The organism is Methylobacterium sp. 22177 (assembly GCF_052045615.1).
Classification (GTDB): domain Bacteria; phylum Pseudomonadota; class Alphaproteobacteria; order Rhizobiales; family Beijerinckiaceae; genus Methylobacterium; species Methylobacterium radiotolerans.
Window position 1 is genome coordinate 405,964 of sequence record NZ_JBQEPK010000001.1, and the last position, 20,547, is coordinate 426,510.

The 20,547-nt window shown below is 68.8% G+C and carries 18 protein-coding genes; 7 read left to right on the top strand and 11 right to left on the bottom strand.

Annotated features, from left to right (window positions below):
• Positions 1-38: 38 nt before the first annotated feature.
• On the bottom strand, positions 39-1,007 hold the full coding sequence (mdcB, locus tag ACTJK8_RS01910; protein ID WP_127991759.1) for a triphosphoribosyl-dephospho-CoA synthase MdcB: 969 nt from the start codon (positions 1,005-1,007) through the stop codon (positions 39-41).
• A gap of 36 nt (positions 1,008-1,043) precedes the next feature.
• A complete protein-coding gene (locus ACTJK8_RS01915) occupies positions 1,044-1,856 on the bottom strand; it encodes a glycosyltransferase family 2 protein (RefSeq protein ID WP_244632916.1) in 813 nt (270 codons plus the stop codon).
• Positions 1,857-1,966: 110 nt separating this feature from the next.
• On the opposite strand from ACTJK8_RS01915, the gene ACTJK8_RS01920 reads away from it, so the two are divergent.
• Complete coding sequence (locus ACTJK8_RS01920) at positions 1,967-3,379, top strand: methyltransferase domain-containing protein (protein WP_440761430.1); 1,413 nt, start codon at positions 1,967-1,969, stop codon at positions 3,377-3,379.
• A gap of 77 nt (positions 3,380-3,456) precedes the next feature.
• Here the strand turns inward: ACTJK8_RS01920 and ACTJK8_RS01925 are convergent, their stop codons facing one another.
• The gene (locus ACTJK8_RS01925; RefSeq protein ID WP_024827629.1) at positions 3,457-5,439 is read right to left on the bottom strand and encodes an acyl CoA:acetate/3-ketoacid CoA transferase; all 1,983 of its coding nucleotides are present in this window, start codon (positions 5,437-5,439) and stop codon (positions 3,457-3,459) included.
• Between the two features lie 696 nt (positions 5,440-6,135).
• On the opposite strand from ACTJK8_RS01925, the gene ACTJK8_RS01930 reads away from it, so the two are divergent.
• A complete protein-coding gene (locus ACTJK8_RS01930) occupies positions 6,136-6,456 on the top strand; it encodes a hypothetical protein (protein ID WP_012317377.1) in 321 nt (106 codons plus the stop codon).
• Between the two features lie 124 nt (positions 6,457-6,580).
• Here ACTJK8_RS01930 and ACTJK8_RS01935 read toward each other — a convergent pair whose 3' ends face one another.
• The 4 genes from ACTJK8_RS01935 to ACTJK8_RS01950 are packed head-to-tail and all read right to left on the bottom strand — an operon-like array spanning position 6,581 to position 10,039.
• Positions 6,581-7,870 carry an NAD(P)/FAD-dependent oxidoreductase gene (locus tag ACTJK8_RS01935; protein WP_440761431.1) on the bottom strand — a complete coding sequence of 430 codons (1,290 nt, stop codon included), beginning with the start codon at positions 7,868-7,870 and terminating at the stop codon, positions 6,581-6,583.
• Positions 7,871-7,878: 8 nt separating this feature from the next.
• Positions 7,879-8,610 (bottom strand): amino acid ABC transporter ATP-binding protein, encoded by a 732-nt coding sequence (locus tag ACTJK8_RS01940; protein ID WP_012317379.1) that lies wholly within the window; start codon positions 8,608-8,610, stop codon positions 7,879-7,881.
• On the bottom strand, positions 8,607-9,260 hold the full coding sequence (locus ACTJK8_RS01945) for an amino acid ABC transporter permease (protein WP_059408275.1): 654 nt from the start codon (positions 9,258-9,260) through the stop codon (positions 8,607-8,609). The genes ACTJK8_RS01940 and ACTJK8_RS01945 overlap by 4 nt, the downstream gene beginning before the upstream one ends.
• 5 nt (positions 9,261-9,265) lie before the next feature.
• Entirely contained in the window at positions 9,266-10,039 is a 774-nt protein-coding gene (locus ACTJK8_RS01950) for an ABC transporter substrate-binding protein (protein ID WP_041372476.1), read from the bottom strand.
• Between the two features lie 140 nt (positions 10,040-10,179).
• Between ACTJK8_RS01950 and ACTJK8_RS01955 the strand changes: the two genes are divergently transcribed.
• On the top strand, positions 10,180-10,797 hold the full coding sequence (locus tag ACTJK8_RS01955; RefSeq protein ID WP_012317382.1) for a helix-turn-helix domain-containing protein: 618 nt from the start codon (positions 10,180-10,182) through the stop codon (positions 10,795-10,797).
• Between the two features lie 15 nt (positions 10,798-10,812).
• Here ACTJK8_RS01955 and ACTJK8_RS01960 read toward each other — a convergent pair whose 3' ends face one another.
• From ACTJK8_RS01960 to ACTJK8_RS01970, 3 genes are read right to left on the bottom strand one after another with little or no spacing between them, the layout of a single operon-like run.
• On the bottom strand, positions 10,813-12,126 hold the full coding sequence (locus ACTJK8_RS01960; RefSeq protein ID WP_012317383.1) for a TadE/TadG family type IV pilus assembly protein: 1,314 nt from the start codon (positions 12,124-12,126) through the stop codon (positions 10,813-10,815).
• A gap of 16 nt (positions 12,127-12,142) precedes the next feature.
• A complete protein-coding gene (locus tag ACTJK8_RS01965) occupies positions 12,143-12,757 on the bottom strand; it encodes a TadE/TadG family type IV pilus assembly protein (protein WP_012317384.1) in 615 nt (204 codons plus the stop codon).
• Positions 12,757-13,380, bottom strand: a complete 624-nt coding sequence (locus ACTJK8_RS01970; protein ID WP_012317385.1) for a TadE/TadG family type IV pilus assembly protein — start codon at positions 13,378-13,380, stop codon at positions 12,757-12,759. Before ACTJK8_RS01970 ends, ACTJK8_RS01965 begins: the two co-directional genes overlap by 1 nt.
• 423 nt (positions 13,381-13,803) lie before the next feature.
• Between ACTJK8_RS01970 and ACTJK8_RS01975 the strand changes: the two genes are divergently transcribed.
• Positions 13,804-14,355: a protein phosphatase CheZ gene (locus ACTJK8_RS01975; RefSeq protein WP_024827623.1), complete on the top strand. Its 552-nt coding sequence runs from the start codon at positions 13,804-13,806 to the stop codon at positions 14,353-14,355.
• 23 nt (positions 14,356-14,378) lie between these two features.
• Positions 14,379-15,455 (top strand): HD-GYP domain-containing protein, encoded by a 1,077-nt coding sequence (locus tag ACTJK8_RS01980; protein WP_029360087.1) that lies wholly within the window; start codon positions 14,379-14,381, stop codon positions 15,453-15,455.
• Between the two features lie 134 nt (positions 15,456-15,589).
• Here ACTJK8_RS01980 and ACTJK8_RS01985 read toward each other — a convergent pair whose 3' ends face one another.
• The gene (locus tag ACTJK8_RS01985) at positions 15,590-16,933 is read right to left on the bottom strand and encodes a dicarboxylate/amino acid:cation symporter (protein WP_012317388.1); all 1,344 of its coding nucleotides are present in this window, start codon (positions 16,931-16,933) and stop codon (positions 15,590-15,592) included.
• A gap of 295 nt (positions 16,934-17,228) precedes the next feature.
• Here ACTJK8_RS01985 and ACTJK8_RS01990 point away from each other — a divergent pair, with 295 nt between their 5' ends.
• Both ACTJK8_RS01990 and ACTJK8_RS01995 read left to right on the top strand, forming a co-directional pair.
• Entirely contained in the window at positions 17,229-19,091 is a 1,863-nt protein-coding gene (locus tag ACTJK8_RS01990) for a sensor histidine kinase (RefSeq protein WP_116655244.1), read from the top strand.
• Positions 19,088-20,443 (top strand): sigma-54-dependent transcriptional regulator, encoded by a 1,356-nt coding sequence (locus ACTJK8_RS01995; protein ID WP_058621125.1) that lies wholly within the window; start codon positions 19,088-19,090, stop codon positions 20,441-20,443. Before ACTJK8_RS01990 ends, ACTJK8_RS01995 begins: the two co-directional genes overlap by 4 nt.
• Positions 20,444-20,547: the final 104 nt, after the last annotated feature.

The window sequence follows — 20,547 nt, forward strand, 5'->3', positions numbered from 1 at the left end:
CGAAACTGCGACCGACGCGACCCGGGGCTGCTCGCGCGTCAGGGCGCGGAGGCCAGGGCGTCCAGCAGCAGCGTCGCGGCGAGGAGATCGGCGCAGCCGCCGGGACTCAGGCGCGCGGCCACGAAAGAGCGGTGGATCGCCGCCGCGCGCTCGCGCCAAGCCGGAGCCGCGATGCCGCCGGCGTCGAGAAAGGTTGCGGCGGCCGCGCGCGCGCCGACGAGGCCGTCGGCGCCGCCGCGGTGCAGGAGATTCGTGTCGTCGACGACCGCCAGGAGCGCGAAGAAGCAGTGCACGCGCGCCGCCTCGGGATCGCCGGGGGCGCAGGAACGGCCGAAGCGGAGGGCGGGAAGGCCGATGGCCCGGATCGTCGGGAAGCCCGAAGCGGCCTCGGCACTGGCGCCGCCGACGCCGAAGCGCCGCGCCGCGCGGCCGCCGTGGCTGACAGCCGAGACCGGTGCCCGGCTGATCGCCGGCCCCCAGAGATGCCCAACCGCCTCGGCCAGGGCCTCGGCCCCGGCCCGCCCGACACCGTGCCCTTCACCTTTCGCTCCCGCCACGGCGCAGATCAGGCCGAGCGAGAAGATCGCGCCCCGATGCGCGTTGACGCCGCCCGTCGCCCGCATCATCGCGGTCTCGGCTTTCAGACCGATGGCCCGCAGCTCCGCCATCTCCGCCGCGCGGGCACCCGCCGCGACCAGCTCCGCGAAGAACGGCCGGATCGCCGCCGCGCTGCGGCGGAGAGTCTCCGCATCCATGTCGTCGTGGCTGCCGGAATCGACCGGGCTCACGAGGCCGGGCTTGGGCCATGTCTCCAATTCGCCGATGAGCGCCGCGTGCGCGAGATCCGCGACGCGACCGGCGCTGGGCGCGTCGGCGCGGCACGCGTCGGCATCCGGCGCAGTCAGGCTCTGTTCGTCGCGCAGGGTCGGGCCTCCTCCCGGATTCGCCAGCGCAGCCGAAGCGGCGTCGGGCGGTCCGACGTATACCGGATGGCGGCGCCCGCGCACCCGCGACGGTCTCCGCGCATGGTCGCCTGTCCGGACTCAGAAGGATCCGACGAAGCGTTCGGGCAGCTGCCAGAGGTCGGGCGCCTGGACCACACTCTTACGCTCGATCGCGTCGGCGAAGATCCGCTTCGTCGTCTCGAAATGGGCCTCACCCGGCCGCATCTGAACGCGACGGCGCGGGATCCGGCCGACATCCGCCTTCACGAAGGTCAGGAACTCCGTCGGGTCGATGGCGTGGTGCGAATTCGGGATGCCGATCGGCGCGGCCGCATTCCGCTTCTGCTGGCGCCTGAAGAGTATGTCGTGATCCAAATACGCCAGATGGAACAGGAACAGGTCGCGAAAATCGGGGCGGTGATCCTGGATCAGGCAATGGAAGCCGACATGCCAGTCGACCCGCTCCGACACGATGGTGGACTTGCACAGGGTCGATATCGGACGGATGAATCCCCGCTGGCCAGAGATGGGCGCCGCGACGTTGATGGGAGCCTCGTCCTGCACGTGCATGACATCGGCTCCGAACAGATCGAGAATTGGGGGCAGCGATCGCGCGGCGATATAGTCTGAGAGGTTCGGCGACACGTCGGGATCTGGAAGGATCAGCTCGTCGCTGTCCGCATAGAGAACATATTTGAAGCCGATGAACAAAGATGCGCAGAAATCCCTGACTGTGTGGGCGCGCTCCCACTCGTTCAGGGGCAGTCGCGGCAATCGGATGACGTTCGCGCGCAGCCCGGTTGTCGAGCCGTCGTCGGAGCCGTGGTCGAGGATATAACAGTTTTCAGCCCCGACCTGCCGCTCGTAGTGCTTCAGCCAGAGCGGAAGCATGGTCGTTTCATTGTAGGTCATGGTCACGGCGGCGAGCGGCCTCTTGTGCAACGGCATCCCTTCCCGCCAACGCGGCATTCACCGCGCTTCCACAGCGCATTCGCGAAGCGTTTGTTCGGAGCTTAGATGCAATGGATCGTGCGCAGCAACTCCTGAGGTCGCTGACCAAGGATGCCCGCATCGTCGAGGTTGGCCCGAGCTTCAGCCCGCTCGCGCCGAAGCGCGACGGCTGGAACACGTTCGTCATCGATCACGCGTCGCGCGCCGAGCTCATCGAGAAGTATCACGACCAGACCGTCGACCGGATCGAGGAGGTCGATTTCGTCTGGACGGGGGGCTCGATCGCCGACGCGGTCCCGGTGGAGCAGCACGGGACGTTCGACGCGTTCATCGCCAGCCACGTCATCGAGCACACCACCGACGTGGTGACCTTCCTGCGCGCCGCCGAGACGCTGCTCCGGCCGGACGGCGTCGTGATCCTGGCCGTGCCCGACAAGCGCAAATGCTTCGATTTCTACCGCTCCCTGACCGGGACGGCGGACGCGATCGCGGCCTTCTTGGAGAAGCGGAACCGTCACACGGTCCGGACCCACATCGACTACGCCCTGAACATGGCGCTGAAGGACAACGGCACGGTCGGCGCCTGGTCGGGCCGGGACACGCGGCCGGCCATCCCGGCCAACCCGCTGACCGACGAGGCGCAGTGGCTCGGCGCCGCGCAGCTGCCGCACTACGCCGACGCCCATGCGTGGGTATTCGTGCCGGCGAGCTTCAACCTGATGATCCTGGAGCTGTCGCAGCTCGGCTACATCGATCTGCGCGTCGAGGATTCCCTCGACATGGACGCGACGGAATTCTTCGTGTGGCTCCGCAAGGGACGCCAGCGCCTGGCGCCGGACGAGATCCGCGAGCAGCGCACCGCGCTGATGCAGCGCGCGATCGTCGAGCTGGCGGAGCAGGTGCAGCAACTGCCCGAGACGTCCTTCGTGGAGATGGCCTCGGCGGGGGCCCTGCGGGACCAGCTCCTCAAGGCGACCTATAGGACCGACGCGCTCCGCACGGTGCTGGCAGCGCTGCGCGCCAGCATCGGTCGATTCGGGCTGGATCGGGCCAAGTTCAAGCGCCTGATCGGCGCGGCCAGCCAGAAAGTGCCGGGGAATCACTCGGCAGCGGTCCAGCACAGGATCCTGCTGACCGAGGCGACCAAGATCCTCGACGGAATCGCGGATACCGCCGCCGAGGTGGACGATCGGGACCCCGCCGTCATCGACAGCGCCGTGCTGGTCGCGCCGCTCGGCGCGGCCCAGTTCGGGGATCCGCTCCTCGCCGCCGAACTCGATCGCGAGCGCCAGCGTGCCAAAGCCGTCCGCATGGTGCTGGACGCCGTGCTCGGAAGCCTGCGCGGCCGCGCCCTCGACAAGAAGCGGTTCCGGGACCTGGTCACGCAGGCGGCCGCGCAGACGCCGAATGACGGCCCCGAATCCGCCCGCCACGCGGTGCTGTCCGAGGAATCGCGGAGGGTCCTCGGCTTGCCGATCGCCTGAATCCGACTACGGCACCGGCCACGCGGCGGGCGCGACCGGCATCCCGCGCTCCCGGAGCGTGCGAGCCCGGCCGGTCGTCAGGCCGCAGACGCGACCGCCGGGGAGATGCGCTTGCGAGCCTTCTTGTCCGCGGTGCTGCTCACGAACGCCTGCGCCTCCTCCTTGCGCTCGAAGACGTGCGGCGCGACCCCGCGCTTGTTCAGGGCTTCCTCCATCTTGAGGCGCAGGAAGGCGCTCGTCGCGTACCGGGTGGTGGTCGCGTAGTAGTTCGCCTGCAGGTACTGGACCATGCCGGCGTAGTCGTCGACCAAGTTCTCGTTGAGCCGGAAGCCGTCGTGGTTGATCACGGCGTTGACCCGCTGACCCGCCTTCCGGCAGGCCTCGACGATGGTCATGCGCAGCTCGTCCATGTCGCCCTTCACCCGGCAGTACCAGCCCTCCAGGTTGACGAAGAGGATGTTGCGCTCGCCGTCGTAGCTGACGCGGGACTTGAGATCGAGGTTGAGCAGGTCCGAGATCAGCTCCATCGGCTCGTCGCGGAAGATCCGCGGGTCCATCGGCACCGGATTGCGCACCACGGGGGCGAAGTCCATGTGGGCGAGGATGTCGCGCTCGATATCGATCCCGGGCGCGACCTCGACCAGTTCCAGCCCCTCCGGCGTCAGCTGGAAGACGCAGCGCTCGGTCACGTAGAGGACCGGCTGCGAGCGCTCGACCGCGTAGGGACCGGAGAACGTGTTCTGCTGGACCTGGGTCACGAACTTGCGGGCCTTGCCCTCCTGCACGATGCGCACCTGACCGTCGCTCACCGCGATCTCCAGGCCGCCGGCCGTGAACGTCCCGGCGAACACGACGGTGCGGGCGTTCTGCGAGATGTTGATGAAGCCGCCGCAGCCGTTCAGCTTGCCGCCGAACCGCGAGGTGTTGACGTTGCCGGCCGCATCGCACTCGGCCATGCCCAGGCAGGTCATGTCGAGGCCGCCGCCGTCGTAGAAGTCGAACATCTGGTTCTGGTCGATGATGCAATCGGCGTTGGTGGCGGCGCCGAAGCTCGAACCGGAGGCCAGCACTCCGCCCACCGCGCCCGCCTCGGTGGTGAGCGTGATGTAGGGGGTGATCTTCTCCTCGTTGGCGACCGATGAGATCCCCTCGGGCGCGCCGACGCCGAGATTGACTACGCCGTTCGGCGGCAGCTCGAAGGCGGCGCGGCGCGCGATGATCTTGCGCTCGTTGAGCGCCATCCGCTTGATGCCGGTGACCGGGACCCGGATCTCGCCGGCCAGCGCGGCGTCGTGCATCACGCCGTAGTTCATCCGGTGCATCTCGGGCTCGGCCACCACAACGCAGTCGACGAGAATGCCGGGGACACGCACGTCCTTCGGCAGGAGGTAGCCGTCGTCGACGATGCGCTCGACCTGGGCGATGACGATGCCGCCGTTGTTTCGGGCCGCCATGGCCTGGGCGAGGCAGTCCAGGGTCAGCGCCTCCTTCTCGTAGGAGAGATTGCCCGACGGGTCGGCCGAGGTGGCGCGGATGAAGGCGACGTCGATCTTGGTCGCCGTGTAGAACAGCCACTCCTCGCCATCGACCTCGACGAGTTTGACAATATCCTCGGTGGTCAGCTCGTTGACCTTGGCGCCCCCGTGTCGCGGGTCGACATAGGTCTTCAGGCCGACCTTCGAGAACAGGCCCGGCTGCCCCGCCGCGCAGGCCCGATAGAGCTGGGAGATCACGCCCTGGGGCAGGTTGTAGCCGCGGATCAGGTTGTCCTGGGCGGCCTTGGCCACCTTCGGCATGCGGCCGAAATTGGCCGCGATGACCCGCGAGAGGAGGCCGTCATGGTGCAGGCGGCCGGTGCCGAGCCCTTTGCTGTCGCCGGCGCCCGCCGTCATGATCAGGGTGAGGCCGCGCGGCGATCCGGTCTCGACGAACCGCTTCTCGAGGGCGGCGTGCAGGGCCTCCGGGATGCAGCTCTGGACAAACCCCGTGGTGGTCACGACGTCGTTCTCGCGGATCAGCGCGATCGCCTCTTCCGCCGAGATGACCTTGTTCTTCCTCATGGAGCCCGTGATCCTCCCCGGCACCTCCGGGAGCGGCCGGCCGTGATGCCCGCCGCCTCCGACTGTGCCATGCGCCGCCCCCGTGGTGCCGGGACGTCTCGGCCCCGGGAGTCGGCTGAGTTTTGAATACGATCGTTATTGCACCGCATCAATATTTGCGGCACTGCACGAGGGCACATGCCGGCCTCGTGACAGTACTCCGAGTATGGAGTTCGGCGCTCCTGAAAAACTCTTCGGTCCACGATCAGAAAAATTGCGCGCTCCTCGGGGCTGTCGGCCGCCTGTGCTCCGCCGCACGCGGTTTTCACGGTCCGCGTGTGCCGGCTCACCGCGGCGTCGCCCGATCCGGTGTCTCTCGGTCCCGACACGACAGGAGGCGATCATGAATCGAGATCCGAGAGCCCGCAGCAGGCAGCCCGACGGCAAGGCCCGACCGGCGGAGTCCAACCGCGAGACCGAATCCCGCGCACGCGAGGCGGTGGTGGATGCCTGGCGCCGGGCGCTTCACCGGATGCGCGAGCGGCGCGCGGCACAGGACCGCGCCGATCCGGGCCGTTGAGACCGGAGCGGGACCGGAAGGTCGGATCGGCCCCCGACGTCGCCCGAATGGTGACGGGGACCGACCCTTTTTCTCTACTTGGCGCGCCGCGGCGGGGGCGGCACAGCGTGGGCAACGAACGGGGAGTATGTGAGCCGATGGACGACGACGTCGCAGACGGCATGGACGGCGGCGACGCGAGTTCCGCGGCGGCGCAGGAAGCGAACGGGATCGCTTTCCTGCTGGCGAGCGCGGCCTACCTGACGCTCGCGGACGCGCATCTCCGGCGGGAAGGTCCGGAGGGACTGGCTCTCATGGACGAGATCGAGGACCGGATCACGGAGGCGCTGCGGAGCTTCGTCGAGGAGACGTCCTACGAGGACGCGCGGCCGGACATTCTCCAGCACGCCACCCGCAAGGTCCGCGCCCTGCTCGACGCGGGGCGCTCGCTGGCACCGGAGATGCGGCGCTTCCAGTAGGCACCGGCCCGCATCGGAGCGCGCTCCTCGCCCTAGCGCCGTCGCCCTGGCGCCGTCGCTCTGGGCCTCAGCGCGGCGCTGTGGCACCCGCGGTGACGGCGCGTTCGACGGCGCGCCGGACCGATCAGCGAATGCCCCCGTCACGCAGGCGGTACCACGCGATGATCGCCGAGACGTACAGCCGGTTGAGACCGTGAAGCGGAAGCGGCTCGATCGGCGTGAGCGGCAAAGGCAGGCTGCCGGCATCCCCGGTGGCGATGTAGGTGGCCATCGCCCGGCCCATCGCCGACTGCAGGCCGACGCCCCGACCCTGGCAGCCGATATCGATGAGCAGGCCGGGCGCCGGCTCGTGGAGATGGGGCAGGTAGTCCCGGGTGATCGCGACCCGGCCGCACCAGCGATGGTCGAAGGCGATCCCGTCCAGCTGCGGGAAGAGCTTGGCCACGATCCGCTCGAGATGCGCCCAGTCGGCGGGGCTGCGCGGCTCCCGGAACGGCCCGCGCCCGCCCATCAGCAGGCGGCCGGTATGGTCGAGGCGGAAATAGAGCAGGAGCTTCCGCGTGTCCGAGGAGACGTGACCTTCGGGCAGGATCGAGCGCCGAAGGTTGTCGGTCAGCGGCACCGTCGCGACCTGGAACGAATTCGCCGCGATCACCGTTCGCGCGAGGTTCGGCCAGAGCCCGCCCGTGTAGCCGTTGGTGCACAGAACGACCCGGCCGGTCGTCACCCGCTCGCCCTGGGCCGTCGTGACCGTCCAGCCCGACCCGGTCCGTTCGAGGGCGGTGACAGGCGACGCGCCGTGGATCGTGGCGCCGGCCTTCTGGGCAGCCCGGGCGAGGCCGCGGGCGTAGCTCAGGGGCTGGATCGCCCCGCCGCGGCCGTCGAGCCAGCCGCCGAGATAGCGGTCGGTCCCCAGCAGCTGCTCGGTCTCGGCCCGGTCGAGGACGCGGGTCGGGGCCCCGAGCTCCGCCCACTGGGCCGCCCGCTTCGCGACCTCGGCGAGCCCGACCTCGGTATGGGCGCCCTGGATCCAGCCGGAGCGGCGGTGCGGCACGTCCATCCCGTGCCGGGCGATGAGATCGAACACGACGTCGGCGGTCCCGCCGGCGAAGCGCGCGAGCCGCTCGCCGCGCTCCCGACCGAACCGCGCGACGAGGTCGGCGGGATCGTATTTGAGGCCCGGGATGACCTGGCCACCGTTGCGACCGGACCCGCCGTAGCCGACCTCCTGCGCCTCGAGCACGACGGGTCGGATGCCGCGCTCGGCGAGATGCAGGGCGGTGGAGAGGCCGCAGAACCCGCCGCCGACGATCACCACCTCGGCCAACCCCGATCTGGCGAGGGGCGGCGTGTCCGGCGCGGGCGCCGCCGTGGTGGCCCAGAGCGAGGGTGCGAGCGGGAACGGTTCGGCCACGGTTTCTCCTAGAGCGGGTGCAGCACGCGCTGCAGGAAGTCCCGGGTGCGCGGGTTCTGCGGCCGGTTGAGGACTTCGGCGGCCGGCCCCTGCTCGACGAGGCGACCGCCGTCGAGGAACAGGACCCGGTCGGCGACCTCGCGGGCGAAGCCGATCTCGTGGGTGACCACGATCATCGTCATGCCCTCGTCGGCCAGAGCCCGCATGACCTTCAGCACGTCGCCGACCAGCTCGGGATCGAGGGCCGACGTCGGCTCGTCGAACAGGATCGCCTCCGGTCGCATGGCGAGTGCCCGGGCGATCGCGACACGCTGCTGCTGCCCGCCGGAGAGCTCGTTCGGCCGGGCGTGCTCCTTGCCCGAGAGCCCGACTCGCGCGAGCAGGGCGCGCGCCCGCTCCTCGGCCTCCCCACGGGGCTCGCCCTTCACGTGGATCGGCCCCTCGACGACGTTCTCGAGGGCGGTCCGGTTGGCGAACAGGTTGAAGCGCTGGAAGACCATGGAGACCCGCGTGCGGATCGCCTTGATGCCGCGCTTGTCCCGGTCCACCCGTTGCCCGTCGACGCGGATCTCGCCGCCGTCGTAGGCCTCGAGCCCGTTGATGCAGCGCAGGAGGGTCGACTTGCCGGATCCCGAGGGCCCGATGATGCAGACGACCTCGCCCTTCGTGACCTCGGCCGAGACGCCCTTGATCACCTCCAGCGCGCCGTAATGCTTCCGGACGTCCTCCAGCACGATCATCGGTGCCGCCCCTTCGCCTCGAAGTGGCGGACCATCAGGATCAGCGGAAGGCTCAGCGCGAGGTACATCAGCGCCACCAGCGTGTAGACGCTGGTGTTCTTGAAGGTCGACGAGGCGATCAGCTTTCCCTGGAGCGCCAGCTCGGCGACCGTGATGGTCGAGGCCTGCGACGAGTCCTTGAGCATCATGATCATGATGTTGCCGTAGGGCGGCAGCGCGATCCGGATCGCCTGCGGCAGGATCACCCGCCGCATGGTCATGCCCCAGCCCATGCCGATCGACAGCGCCGCCTCGACCTGGCCGCGATCCACCGCCTCGATGCCGGCGCGGAAGTTCTCGGCCTGATAGGCCGAGTAGGCGATGCCGAGCCCGATGATCGCCGCCTGGACGGCGGTGAGCGACAGGCCGAAATCGGGCATCACGAAGTAGATGTAGAACAACTGCACGATGATCGGGATGCCGCGCAGGATGTTGATCATCACCGCGCTGAAGCCCGAAAGGACCGCGATGCCGGAGACCCGCATCACCGCCCAGACCAGCCCGAGGAGGGTCGAGACCACCAGGGACGCAAGGGTGATCAGGATGGTGAGCTGCACGCCCTGAAGCAGGATCGGCAGGTAGTCCTGGGCGTCGGCGAGGAACTCGCGCATGAAAGTCAGGACCGGTCGGCCGACGGCGGCAGGCCCCACTTGGTGAGGATCGCCTGGAGCGTCCCATCGGCTTTCAGCTTGGCGAGCGCCGCGTCGATCTTGGCCAAGAGTTCGGTGTCGGTCTTTCGGACGCTGAGGCCCACCGAGGCGACCACGGTCGGCTTGAAGGTCTCGACCAGGCGGACGCCGGGGAACAGCCCCTGCTTCACGTAGTAGGCCAGGATCGGCGCGTCGGCGAAGCCGGCCTTCAGCCGCCCGGAATTCACGTCGCGGATGATGTCGGGGATCGCGTCGTAGATCTTCACCTCGTTGAAGAGCCCCGACTTCTTCAGCGGCTCGACGAAGGCGGTGCCGACCTGGGCGCCGACGGTCTCACCCTTCAGGTCGGCGAAGGACGTGTAATCCTTCGTGTCGGTCTTCGGCACGATCAGCCCCTCGCCGTAGCTGTAGACGGGCGCCGAGAACGACACGACCTCCTTGCGCTGCGGCGTGATGAACATCGCCGCCGCGATGATGTCGATCTTCGAGGCAGTGAGGGCCGGGATCAGCGTGGAGAATTGCAGCGGCTCCACCGCGACCGTGAAGCCGGCTTCCTTGCTGACCGCGTTGACCAGGTCGACCATCACGCCCTGAATGGTGTTCGTCTTGGTGTCGAGGAAGGTGAAGGGCAGACCCGTGGGCGTCGAACCCACCTTCAGGGGCTGCGCGCCGACGGCGGCCCCGAGGATGCCGAGGAGCAGCGCCGACGACAGACACAGCTTCGCCAACCGTCTTCTCATGGTGCCGCTCCCGTGCATTGCCCGGGTCACGCGGCGGAAGCCGGCGCCCGCTTTCATTCTCGTGAAGAATACCGCATGTTTTCGGTATCGACGCAAGCGACTTTCACGTGCATGAAGAAGCCCAGGAGAGGCAGGCTGGCGTGACCGTGAGCATCCCCCGCAGCGAGGCAACGGGTCCGGAACCGGTCGACCGGGCCGTGGGTCAGCGCCTGCGTGGCCTGCGGCGCGCGCGCGGTCTCTCGCTCGAAGCTGTGGCGTCCAGCACGGGCCTGTCGATCGGCTTCATCAGCCAGGTCGAGCGGGGTCTGTCGTCGCCGTCCCTTCGGGTCCTGGCGCTGCTCGCCGACACGCTGCAGATCGGGATCGGCGGCCTCTTCGAGCCCGGGCCCGACGCGCCTGACCCCGACCCGATCGTGGTCTTCCGGAAGGACCGGCCGGAACTTCAGCTCTGGCGGGCCGGCATCACCAAGCAGCTCCTGACCCCGCCCGGCGGCACGCAGGGGATGAGCCTGTTCCACATGGTGCTGAAGGCCGGGGCGAGCACCGGCGACGAGCTGTTCAGTCACGACGGGGAGGAGGCCGGCCTCGTCCTCGCTGGGCGGCTCACCCTGATCGTCGAGTCGCGCACGCTTCAGCTCGCGGAGGGCGACAGCTTCCGCTTCGAGAGCCGGCGGCCGCACCGCTTCAGCAATCCCGACCCGCGCAGCCAGACCATCGTCCTGTGGGTCAACGTCCTCGGATCGCCACCTCCGAGCTGAGCCCGACGCAGCGTGTCAGTTGCTCAGCCGCACGCTCGCGAGCGTGGTGCTGAAAAGCTTCAGCATGGCGGCGGTGATGTCGCCGTTCGTGGTGACCGGGAAATACATACCGTCGGATGCGCAGGCCTGCAGGGACGGCCCGATCTGCGACTCGTAAGGCCTCACGTACCGGTTATAGAAATCGTTGTCGTAGATCGGCAGGTACTGCGTGTAGATGATGCCGATCTTGACGTTCTTGTTCTTAAGGGCTGAACAGGTCGACGGGCTGAGGGGCCCGATGAAGCGGTTGCTCTGTATCTGGAAACCCGCGCTCTGGTTGGTGACGCTCCCACCGGTATCCTCGACACCGTCGGTGACCAGGAAGAGAAAGCGGATCGGCTTATCCGGTGTCAGACCGTCGCCGCTGGCTGGGATCGTCGTGTTCATTCTCGCAATCGCGCGCTCGAAATCGGTCTGATTGTCCGACTGATTGTAGTATGCGTACGCGATGTCGATGTTCGGGGCCGCGTTCTTGATGTTGTTCAACGTCGGCGTCATCGCCTGCAATTTCGTCTGTGTCACCGAATCGTTGAAGGTCCACATCTCCATCTGAAACTGCTGCGGCAGCAGCATGCTGACGTTCGCCTGATCGACGAGTGCGGAGACGGCCTCCCGCAGGACCTGGATGCGCAGCTTGATGTTGTTCCTCAAAGCGATGTGATAATTGTCGTTCTGATCATCGCCGGTAATGTTGCCCTTCTTGTCGAACGTGTGCTGGTGGCACGCGAATGCGCAACCGTTGGTCGCGATCTTCATGTTTTGGACGTCGGCATCGGTCGCCGCGAGACCCATCGACGGCGAGTTGTCGAGCAAGAGGTAATAGTTGATATATTGTGACGTATTGCGGGTCGCCGAAGACGTGCCGCTGACAGGCATGGCCGGGATCTGCATCATCGACGCCAAGCTGGTCTTGACCGTCGCCGTGTAGCTCGCAGTCAGGCTCAGCGTCTTCGAGGTGTTGACCGGCGCTCCGGGCGTGAAGGAGGTGACTGTCACACCCGGGACCTTGGCGGCCTCCGTACGGAACTGGGTCTCCATGTTCTGCAAGGTTGTCGTCGGGATCGTGTTGGTCTTCTGCGACATCACCGCGAGCACGGCGCCGTCGAGCGCGGCGTCGAGTTGGGTCTTGGCGGCGTTGCGGCGCCCGTAATCGACCGCCGCGGCCGTGGCGAACATGACCGGCAGCGTCACGAGCGCGAACGTGACCGCGACTTGACCGGAGCGCGCCCGAAAAAACGCCGTCGCGACCATCTCGAGAGCACGGTTCAACCGGATACGGAATACCGACACGGGCCTTCCTCGAACCTTAGTTGTAGACCGGGCAGGCGGCGCCGCCCGGCATGACGATTTCGCTGGGCGTTCGCTCCGACCACGGGACCTGCCGCGTGAACGTCAAGCCGCGGCCCCCGAAGATCCAACGGTACAGGGCGCTCCCGATGATCGGGGTGTAGGGCATCGTGACTTCCGCCAAAATGTAGCGGGCACCGTCGAACTGATAGGCGGCCGGAGTCGCGGGGAGCCCGTTGCTCCCGTTGGCCTGATTGGCCGGGCGCTTCGTCGCGTTCTGCGGCCAGCTCGAACAGACGAAGCCCTTGAGCGTCCCGTTGATCGACTCCACGCCCATCGCGTTGACGACGATCTGCAAACCGGATGCGTCCAGCGGGCGCAGGATCGCGGTCGCCGCACCGGCGATCTTCGTCATCCCGTCCTGCGTCGCCAGGGCATTGTCCATGCGACCGGACAGATCGCCGAGCGTGCGCGCGAAAAGGGTCAGTTTCCGGGTCGCGTCGACGACGCGCGTCAGCTCGGCGGTCCCGAAGTACAGGATGATCAGCAGGGGCAGGACGAGCGCGAACTCGACGGCGGCGATCCCGCGCTCGTCGCGGCGAAAGCGGCTGAGGCGGACCGGCAGACCGTCCATCAAGAGCACCCCGACGGTGCGGTGTACGGTTCCACCTTGAACACCGTCGCGGCCTGCAGCACTCGCCGCTTGTTCGGCAGATTGGGCACACCGGCACCGAGCAGAGGGAAGAAGACCGGGATATCCACGGCGGCCTGCACGACCACGATGGCCGAGTTTCCGGCGCACGCGTAGCCGGCGAAGTTCGGATTCCAGTCGCTCGCCCCGCTGGCGTTGGTCGCGACGGGCGAGACCGGATTGGCGGAGTCGTAGTCGGCCACCTTGGTCACGCTGACCCGGACGTTGGCGCAGGTGAAGATCGTCACCCGGGGGGTGCCATTCGGTTGCGTGCAGATCGCCGTGCGGAAGCGGCTCATCAGCGTCGCGGTGTCGGTTGTGCCCGCGTTCGTCGTCTGGAACGCGCCAGTGTAGATCTGCCGGCTGGCGTCGGACACCGCCTGCTGCAGGATCTCCTGCTCCCAGAAAACGATCCCGTTCTCGAGGCAGGCCCCGACCAGTGCGAAGAACGGCAAAGCCACCAGAGCGAACTCGACGGCCGTCGCACCATCGCGGGCCTGCGCGTACCGCGAGGCCAGCTCCCGGATGACGAGCGAGCGCCACGCCGCTCGGATTGCCGTGCTCACATCCCAGCTCGAAGTTGGAACCACCGAGCTCGATGAAGCATCAAAAGCTTACTTTTCTCCGCGCATCACTGCTCAAAGTCGACTCTTCCTCACCACAACCCTGCGCGGTAGATGACGGTATAGTCTCTTATCGTCAACTAACAGTTGAAAACATCGCGTTCCCGGTCACGCGACAGGGCTTCGCTGGAATAGCGCCGTTCGGCGCCGAAGTAACGGACACGTGAGCACCAGTTCTCCGACTTCACGAGACAATGCGCGCGAGCGACGCGATTTGAGCGGCGCCCGGTTCGGAAATAGGCCGTTTTAAAGTCGTGATCTCCCTGGCAGACAGGTAACCAAATCGAGATAAATCGCATTAAGCGCAGCTTAAGAGATCGCCGATATTTTCGCGAGCCACTATAAACCGCCTGGCGATCCCCGATCATGGCCCGTGCTCTGCCGGACGTTGTCTCCATCGAAGAGGGGGTCGGGCTCCTGCGAACCCAGCTCCTGTCGATCTCCGACGCGATCGCGCGGACCCGTCAGGAGATTGCCGACCTTCGGCAGGAACAGGAGACGAGCCGGGCCCGCGACGAACTCCACGCCGTCGTGCAGGGCACGGAAGACGCCACCAACGCGATCCTGACGGCCTCGGAGAAGGTGGACACGCTCGCGCGCGGAATCGTGCGGCGATCGGGCGAGGACGCCAACAGGGCCGACGCCGCGGCGATCCAGATCGAGATGCAGACCATCTTCGAAGCCTGTAATTTTCAGGACCTCACCGGCCAGCGGATCTCGAAGGTCGTGCGCACCATCGTGCTCGTCGAGGAGCGGATCGGCGAGATGCTGCGGGCCTGGTCCGGGCCCGGCGAGGGGTCGGTGCCGACGAGCCCGCCACCCGACAGGCGCAGCGGTGAGGCGGCCCTGCTCAATGGTCCCGTCCTGCCCGGCGACGCCTCGGTCTCGCAGGACACGGTCGACGCGATGTTCCCGTAAGGCACGGTCCGGAAGGCGTGCCGATGGGCCGGATACTTCTCATCACGGACGATCCCGCGCGCAGCCAGGGATTGGCGCAGGATCTCTCCGACGGCCTGTCCTGCGAGGTCCACGACCTGCGCGCCGCGGAGGCGCCTCTCGGCAGCGCGACCGCGATCGTCACCGACGTCCTCGACCTCGGATCGGCCTCCGTCGAGCGTCTGCGCCGCCGTCTGGCCGAGGTCCGGCACGGCGTCCCACTCATCATCCTGCTCCAGACCGACAGCCCGCGGACCCGGCTCCTGGGCGTCGCCCTCGGCGCGACGCACACGCTCTGCGCGCCCTTCGACACGGATCGCCTGCGGGAGACGCTGGGTGCGTCGCGCGCACCCGCGCGCGTCGCGGCCTTCTCGGATGAGCCTGTGCCCGCCTGCGCCTTACGGACGGCCGCGGCGGCGCGCGGCTTCTACGCCTCGGTCTTCGTGCCGGATCAGCCGATCACGCCGGAGGTCATCGACAACGGGACCCAGGCCATCGACCTCGCGATCCGGGAGACCGGGATCCGCGACTGGGTCCGGGCGGTGCGGCAGTTCGACGATGCCACGCACCAGCACTGCCTGCTCGTCGCCGGGCTGGCGGCGGCCTTCGCGGCGAGCCTCGGCCTCGGCGAGCAGGAGCGCCATCGCCTGACGAAGGCGGCCCTGCTGCACGACGTCGGCAAGATCCATATCCCGGCCGCGATCCTCAACAAGCCGGGGCGGCTCGACGACGCCGAACTGGCCGTCATGCGGCTCCATCCGGAGAAGGGCTACAGCATGCTGGTCGATCAGGGCTTCGAGCAGCAGATGCTGCACGTGGTCCGGTCGCACCACGAGATGCTCGACGGATCGGGCTATCCGGACCGCCTCAAGGGCGACGAGATCCCCGACCTGGTCCGTCTGGTCACCGTCTGCGACATCCACGCGGCCCTGATCGAGCAGAGGCCCTACAAGCCGCCGATGGCCAGCGAGGCGGCCTACGCGATCCTGGAGGGCATGGCGGGACGGCTCGACCCGGCGATCGTCGGCGCCTTCCGGCCGGTCGTCGCCGCCTTCGCGCCCCACACCCTCAACGCTGCCTGACGGCGTCCCGCCGCAGCTGCGTCGCGCACCGACGTACGGGCGCCACGCCGCGGATCCCTCCGGGGCGCGGCGCGATCTGTGTTCCGCACGATGTGCGCGGGCCTCGCCGAAGCGCGGCCCGCGCCGCCGACTTGTCACTCGGCCGGCTGGAGAGCCGGCGCGGGCGCGAGCGGCGCCAGGGTCTGACCGGACAGGGCCGCGGCGAGCTTGGCCTCGTCGACCTCATTCTCCCAGCGCGCCACGACGATGCAGGCCACCGCGTTGCCGATGAAGTTCGTCAGCGCGCGGCACTCCGACATGAAGCGGTCGACGCCGAGGATCAGCGCCATGCCGACCACCGGCACGGAGGGCACCACGGCGAGCGTCGCCGCGAGGGTGATGAAGCCCGAGCCGGTCACGCCCGCGGCGCCCTTGGACGACAGCATGGCGACGAGCAGCAGCAGCGCCTGCTCGCCGAGGCTCAGCGGCGTGTCGGTCGCCTGGGCGATGAACAGCGCAGCCATGGTCATGTAGATGTTGGTGCCGTCGAGGTTGAACGAGTAGCCCGTGGGCACCACGAGGCCGACGACCGGCTTCGAGCAGCCGGCCCGCTCCATCTTCTCCAGCAGGGAGGGCAGCGCCGACTCGGACGACGACGTGCCAAGCACGAGGAGCAGCTCCTCCTTGATGTAGCGGATGAGCTTGATGATCGAGAAGCCGTTGTAGCGGGCGACCGCGCCGAGCACGACCAGAACGAAGATCGCCGAGGTCAGGTAGAAGGCGCCGACGAGGTAGGCGAGGTTGGCGAGCGAGCTGATCCCGTACTTGCCGATCGTGAACGCCATCGCGCCGAAGGCACCGATCGGGGCGACCTTCATGATGATGTTGACGACGCCGAAGATCGCCTCGGACAGGACCTTGATGATGTCGAGCACCGGCTTGCCGCGGTCGCCCAGGAAGGCGAGGCCGAAGCCGAACAGCACCGAGAAGAACAGCACCTGCAGGATCTCACCGCCCGCGAAGGCGCCGACCGCCGTCGTGGGGATGATGTTCATCAGGAAGTCGACGATGCTCTGCTCCTTCGCCTTGCCGGCGTAGGTGGCGACCGCCTTCGGATCCAGGGACTTCGGGTCGATGTGCAGGCCGTTGCCCGGCTGGAGCACGTTGGCGACGACGAGGCCGACGATCAGCGCCAGCGTCGAGAACGTCAGGAAGTAGATCAGGGCCTTGCCGCCGACCCGGCCGACCTTCTCGAGATTGGTCATGCCGGCGATGCCGGAGACGACGGTCAGGAAGATCACCGGGGCGATGATCATCTTGACCAGCTTGATGAAGGCGTCGCCCAGCGGCTTCAACTCGGCGCCGAGCTGCGGGTAGAAATGTCCGAGCAGGATGCCGATCGCGACGGCGACCAGGACCTGAAAGTAGAGCGTCCGGTACAGCGGCTTCGGTCTGGCGGGCGGATGCGGGGCGGTGAGTGGTGATGGCACGGCAGCCATGGGGCGTTCTCCCTGTCGCGAGCTTCGGAAGGGGCGGCTTGCGTCGGCGTGAGCCGACGGTGTCCGCGCTTGCTGTTGGCCTTTCGGCGCGCAGCCGTTCACTGGCGACATGGCTGCGTTACGTGACGGGAATGGCAACCGGCATGCCACTCGGACGCCGGCCGCTACTTTTCTTTAACCAGCTGATTAAGATGAGCTTTTTCTTGAAGGCGGCGGTGGGCGAGGCGCGCCAGAATGCGGATTCTCGCACGCGGCCAGCCGGAACGGTCCGGATTCCCGGACAGGCCGGCCGCCGTTGAGCGCGCTGACGCTGTCCGGCCAGGGCAAGCCCTCGCGCCGGGGCCTCGCCGTCTTGGTCGGGCTCTGCGCGATCCTCGTGGCGGCGTGGCTCGCCGGCCGGGCCGCAGAGCGCTGGGCCCTGTCGGACCTGCGGCGCGGCGCCCGCTCGGCGATCGGCCTGCAGGTCGGCGTGCTGCTCGCGGAGATGCAGAAGCAAGCGTCCCTGCCGCTAGCGCTCGCCGCCGACCCCGAGGTCGCCGCCGCGGTCGGCCCCGATCCCGGACGCGACCTCCTGGATCGTGTCGATCGGCGGCTCGCCCAGGTCGCGGCCGCCACCGGATCGGCGGTCATCTACGTCATCCGCGCCGACGGTCTCACGGTCGCGGCGAGCAACGCGGGGGAGGATCGCAGCTTCGTCGGCCGGGACTACGGTTTCCGCCCCTATTTCAAGCAGGCTCTGGCCGGCGGGGCCGGATCCCAGTTCGCCCTGGGAACAGTCAGCGGTCGGCCGGGCCTGTACCTCGCGCGCCGGATCGGGGCCGGGACCGGCGTGGTGGTGGTGAAGGTCGAGTTCGACGCGGTCGAGGCGGCTTGGCGCGCCGCCCGCGAGGTCACCTTCGTGACCGATGCCCGGGGCATCGTCCTCGTCACCAGCGAGCCGAACTGGCGCTTCGACACCCTCCACGCCGTCGACGCGGCCGAACGCGCACGGATCGAGGCGGGACAGGAATTCGGCGCCGCGCGCCTCGAGCGGCTGCCGATCCATCCGGTCGCGGGCGAACCGGACGTGGTGCGGGTCGGACGCGGGTCGGTCCCGGCCTGGACCGCCATCCAGTCGCAGGCGCCCGTGCCCGGCACGGACTGGCAACTGCGGACACTGACGCCGGTCGGGACCGCCGTCGAGCGGGAGCGCCTGCAGGCCTGGATCATCGCGGCCCTGGTCACGGCGCTCGCCGGGTACGGACTCTTCACCCTGGCCGATCGGGGGCGCCGGACACGGGCCCGGCTCGCCGAGGCCGCGGCGCGCCGAGCGGAGCTGGAATCCAGCGTCGAGGCGCGCACGCGGGCGCTGCGTGAGACCAACGCCCAGTTGCGCGCCGAGATCGCTGAGCGGCAGCGCGCCGAGGCCGAGCGCGAGCGCCTCGGCCGCGAACTGGCGCAGGCCGGCCGGCTCGCCGCCTTGGGCCAATTCGCGGCCAGCATGGCCCACGAGATCAACCAGCCGCTGGCGGCGATCCGCTCCTACGCGGACAACGCCGCGATCCTCATTCGCCGCGGTCGGGGCGAGGACGCGGCCGAGAACGCCGCCGCCATCGGGCGGCTCACCGACCGGATCGCCGGCCTCACGCGGCAGCTCAAGGGCTTCGCCCGGCGCGCCTCGCCGCGGCGGGAGCCGGTGCTGCTGCGCGAGGTGGTGGCGAACGCGCTGGAACTCGTGGCGGCGCGCGCCGCCGCGCTCCAGGTCTTGCTGGAGGCGGACCGGCCCGCCCCGGAGCTACGCGTCCTCGGAGACGGTCCGCGGCTGGAGCAGGTGCTGGTCAACCTCTTGCAGAATGCCATCGACGCTGTGGCGGGGCGCGCGGAGGCCCGCGTCTGCCTGTGCCTCGTCGAGAGCGGCGAGCGGGTCGCGATCGAGGTGGCCGATACCGGGCCCGGGATCCCCGCGGAGGTGTGCGGCCAGGTTTTCGACGCGTTCTTCACGACCAAGGCGGACGGCCTCGGCCTGGGCCTCGCCATATCCCGCGGGATCGTGGAGGATTGCGGCGGGAACCTGATCCTGGCCGGCGGCGACGGCGCCGGGACGGTCTTCCGGATGGAGTTGATCCGGGCGGCGGACGCGGTCCCGAGCGTGGGCAAGCCCGTGGGAGCGACACCGTGAACGGATCGGCAGACGCGCAGGCGGAGACCGAGCGCGTCGTGTTCGTCGATGACGAGGCGGACGTGCGCCGGGCCAATGGCCAGAGCCTGGAACTCGAAGGTTTCACCGTCGAGACCTTCGCGGCCGCCGAGCCGGCGCTCGCGGCGATCCTGGCCGCGCCGCCCGGCGTGGTCGTCACCGACGTGCGGCTGCCGGGGCTCGACGGCGTCGCCCTCTTGGCGCGACTGCGCCGGGTCGATCCCGACCTGCCGGTCATCCTCATCACCGGCCACGGCGACATCCGCATGGCGGTGGCCGCCATACAGGAGGGTGCGTACGACTTCCTGGCCAAGCCCTATCCCGCCGAAGCGCTCGTCGGGTCCGTTCGCCGGGCGCTCGAGCGGCGCCGGCTCGTCATGGAGAACCGGGCGCTGCGGGCCCGGCTCGACGCGGCCACCGGGGAGGATCCGGCTTTCCTCGGGACGTCCCCGGAGATCGTGGGGCTGCGCGCCCTGGTGCGCGAGGTCGCGCGGGCCGATGTCGACGTGCTGGTCTTCGGCGAGACCGGGTCCGGCAAGGAGGTTGTGGCGGGCGCCCTGCACCGGTGGAGCCGCCGCGCCGAGCGGAACCTCGTGGCGATGAACTGCGGGGCACTGCCCGACAGCGTCGTCGAGAGCGAGCTGTTCGGGCACGAGGCCGGGGCCTTCACCGGCGCCCTCAAGCGCCGCGTCGGCCGCATCGAGCACGCGCAGGGCGGTACGCTCTTCCTCGACGAGATCGAGAGCATGCCGCTGCCGCTGCAGGTCAAGCTCCTTCGGGTGCTCCAGGAGCGAACCGTGGAACCGCTCGGCACCAACGAGGTGCGGCCGGTCGACATGCGGGTGGTGGCCGCCACGAAGGTCGATCTCGGGCAGGCGGCCGCGCAGGGCACCTTCCGCGACGACCTCTACCACCGGCTCAACGTCATCACGATCACGATCCCGCCCCTGCGCGATCGCGGGGACGACGTGCTGCTGCTCTTCCAGCATTTCCTGCGCCGCGCCGCCGAGAAGTTCGGGCGCCCGGTGCCGCCGGTCACGGCGGCGATCCGCGATCACCTGCGCCGACACGCCTGGCCGGGCAACGTCCGCGAGCTCGGCCATTTCGCCGAGCGCTGCGCGCTGGGGCTCGCGGCGACGGCGCAGCCCGCCGCCGAGCTGGCAGCCGGCAGCCTCGCCGATCAGGTCGATCGCTTCGAGCGCCAACTGATCCGCGACGAGCTGATCATGGCCGGCGGCGATGTCCGCGCCGCCGCCGAGGCTCTCGGCCTGCCGCGCAAGACCCTCTACGACAAGATGGCCCGGCACGGCCTGACACCGGGCGACTACCGCTAGGACGGCCGGGTTCGGCATGTCCTGAGACCGCGACGGTCCCGGCTCCAGCGCGGGATCGCCGCGACGGCGACATGCCGAAAAGGGGTACGTGGACCGGTGCGGAA

Excerpts from the sequence above, each read along its gene's own strand:
- ACTJK8_RS01915 (WP_244632916.1), bottom strand. The coding sequence starts at position 1,856 with ATGACCTACAATGAAACGACCATGCTTCCGCTCTGGCTGAAGCACTAC.
- ACTJK8_RS01920 (WP_440761430.1), top strand. The coding sequence starts at position 1,967 with ATGGATCGTGCGCAGCAACTCCTGAGGTCGCTGACCAAGGATGCCCGC.
- ACTJK8_RS01925 (WP_024827629.1), bottom strand. The coding sequence starts at position 5,439 with ATGAGGAAGAACAAGGTCATCTCGGCGGAAGAGGCGATCGCGCTGATC.
- ACTJK8_RS01930 (WP_012317377.1), top strand. The coding sequence starts at position 6,136 with ATGGACGACGACGTCGCAGACGGCATGGACGGCGGCGACGCGAGTTCC.
- ACTJK8_RS01940 (WP_012317379.1), bottom strand. The coding sequence starts at position 8,610 with ATGATCGTGCTGGAGGACGTCCGGAAGCATTACGGCGCGCTGGAGGTG.
- ACTJK8_RS01945 (WP_059408275.1), bottom strand. The coding sequence starts at position 9,260 with ATGCGCGAGTTCCTCGCCGACGCCCAGGACTACCTGCCGATCCTGCTT.
- ACTJK8_RS01950 (WP_041372476.1), bottom strand. The coding sequence starts at position 10,039 with ATGAGAAGACGGTTGGCGAAGCTGTGTCTGTCGTCGGCGCTGCTCCTC.
- ACTJK8_RS01965 (WP_012317384.1), bottom strand. The coding sequence starts at position 12,757 with ATGGACGGTCTGCCGGTCCGCCTCAGCCGCTTTCGCCGCGACGAGCGC.
- ACTJK8_RS01975 (WP_024827623.1), top strand. The coding sequence starts at position 13,804 with ATGGCCCGTGCTCTGCCGGACGTTGTCTCCATCGAAGAGGGGGTCGGG.
- ACTJK8_RS01980 (WP_029360087.1), top strand. The coding sequence starts at position 14,379 with ATGGGCCGGATACTTCTCATCACGGACGATCCCGCGCGCAGCCAGGGA.
- ACTJK8_RS01985 (WP_012317388.1), bottom strand. The coding sequence starts at position 16,933 with ATGGCTGCCGTGCCATCACCACTCACCGCCCCGCATCCGCCCGCCAGA.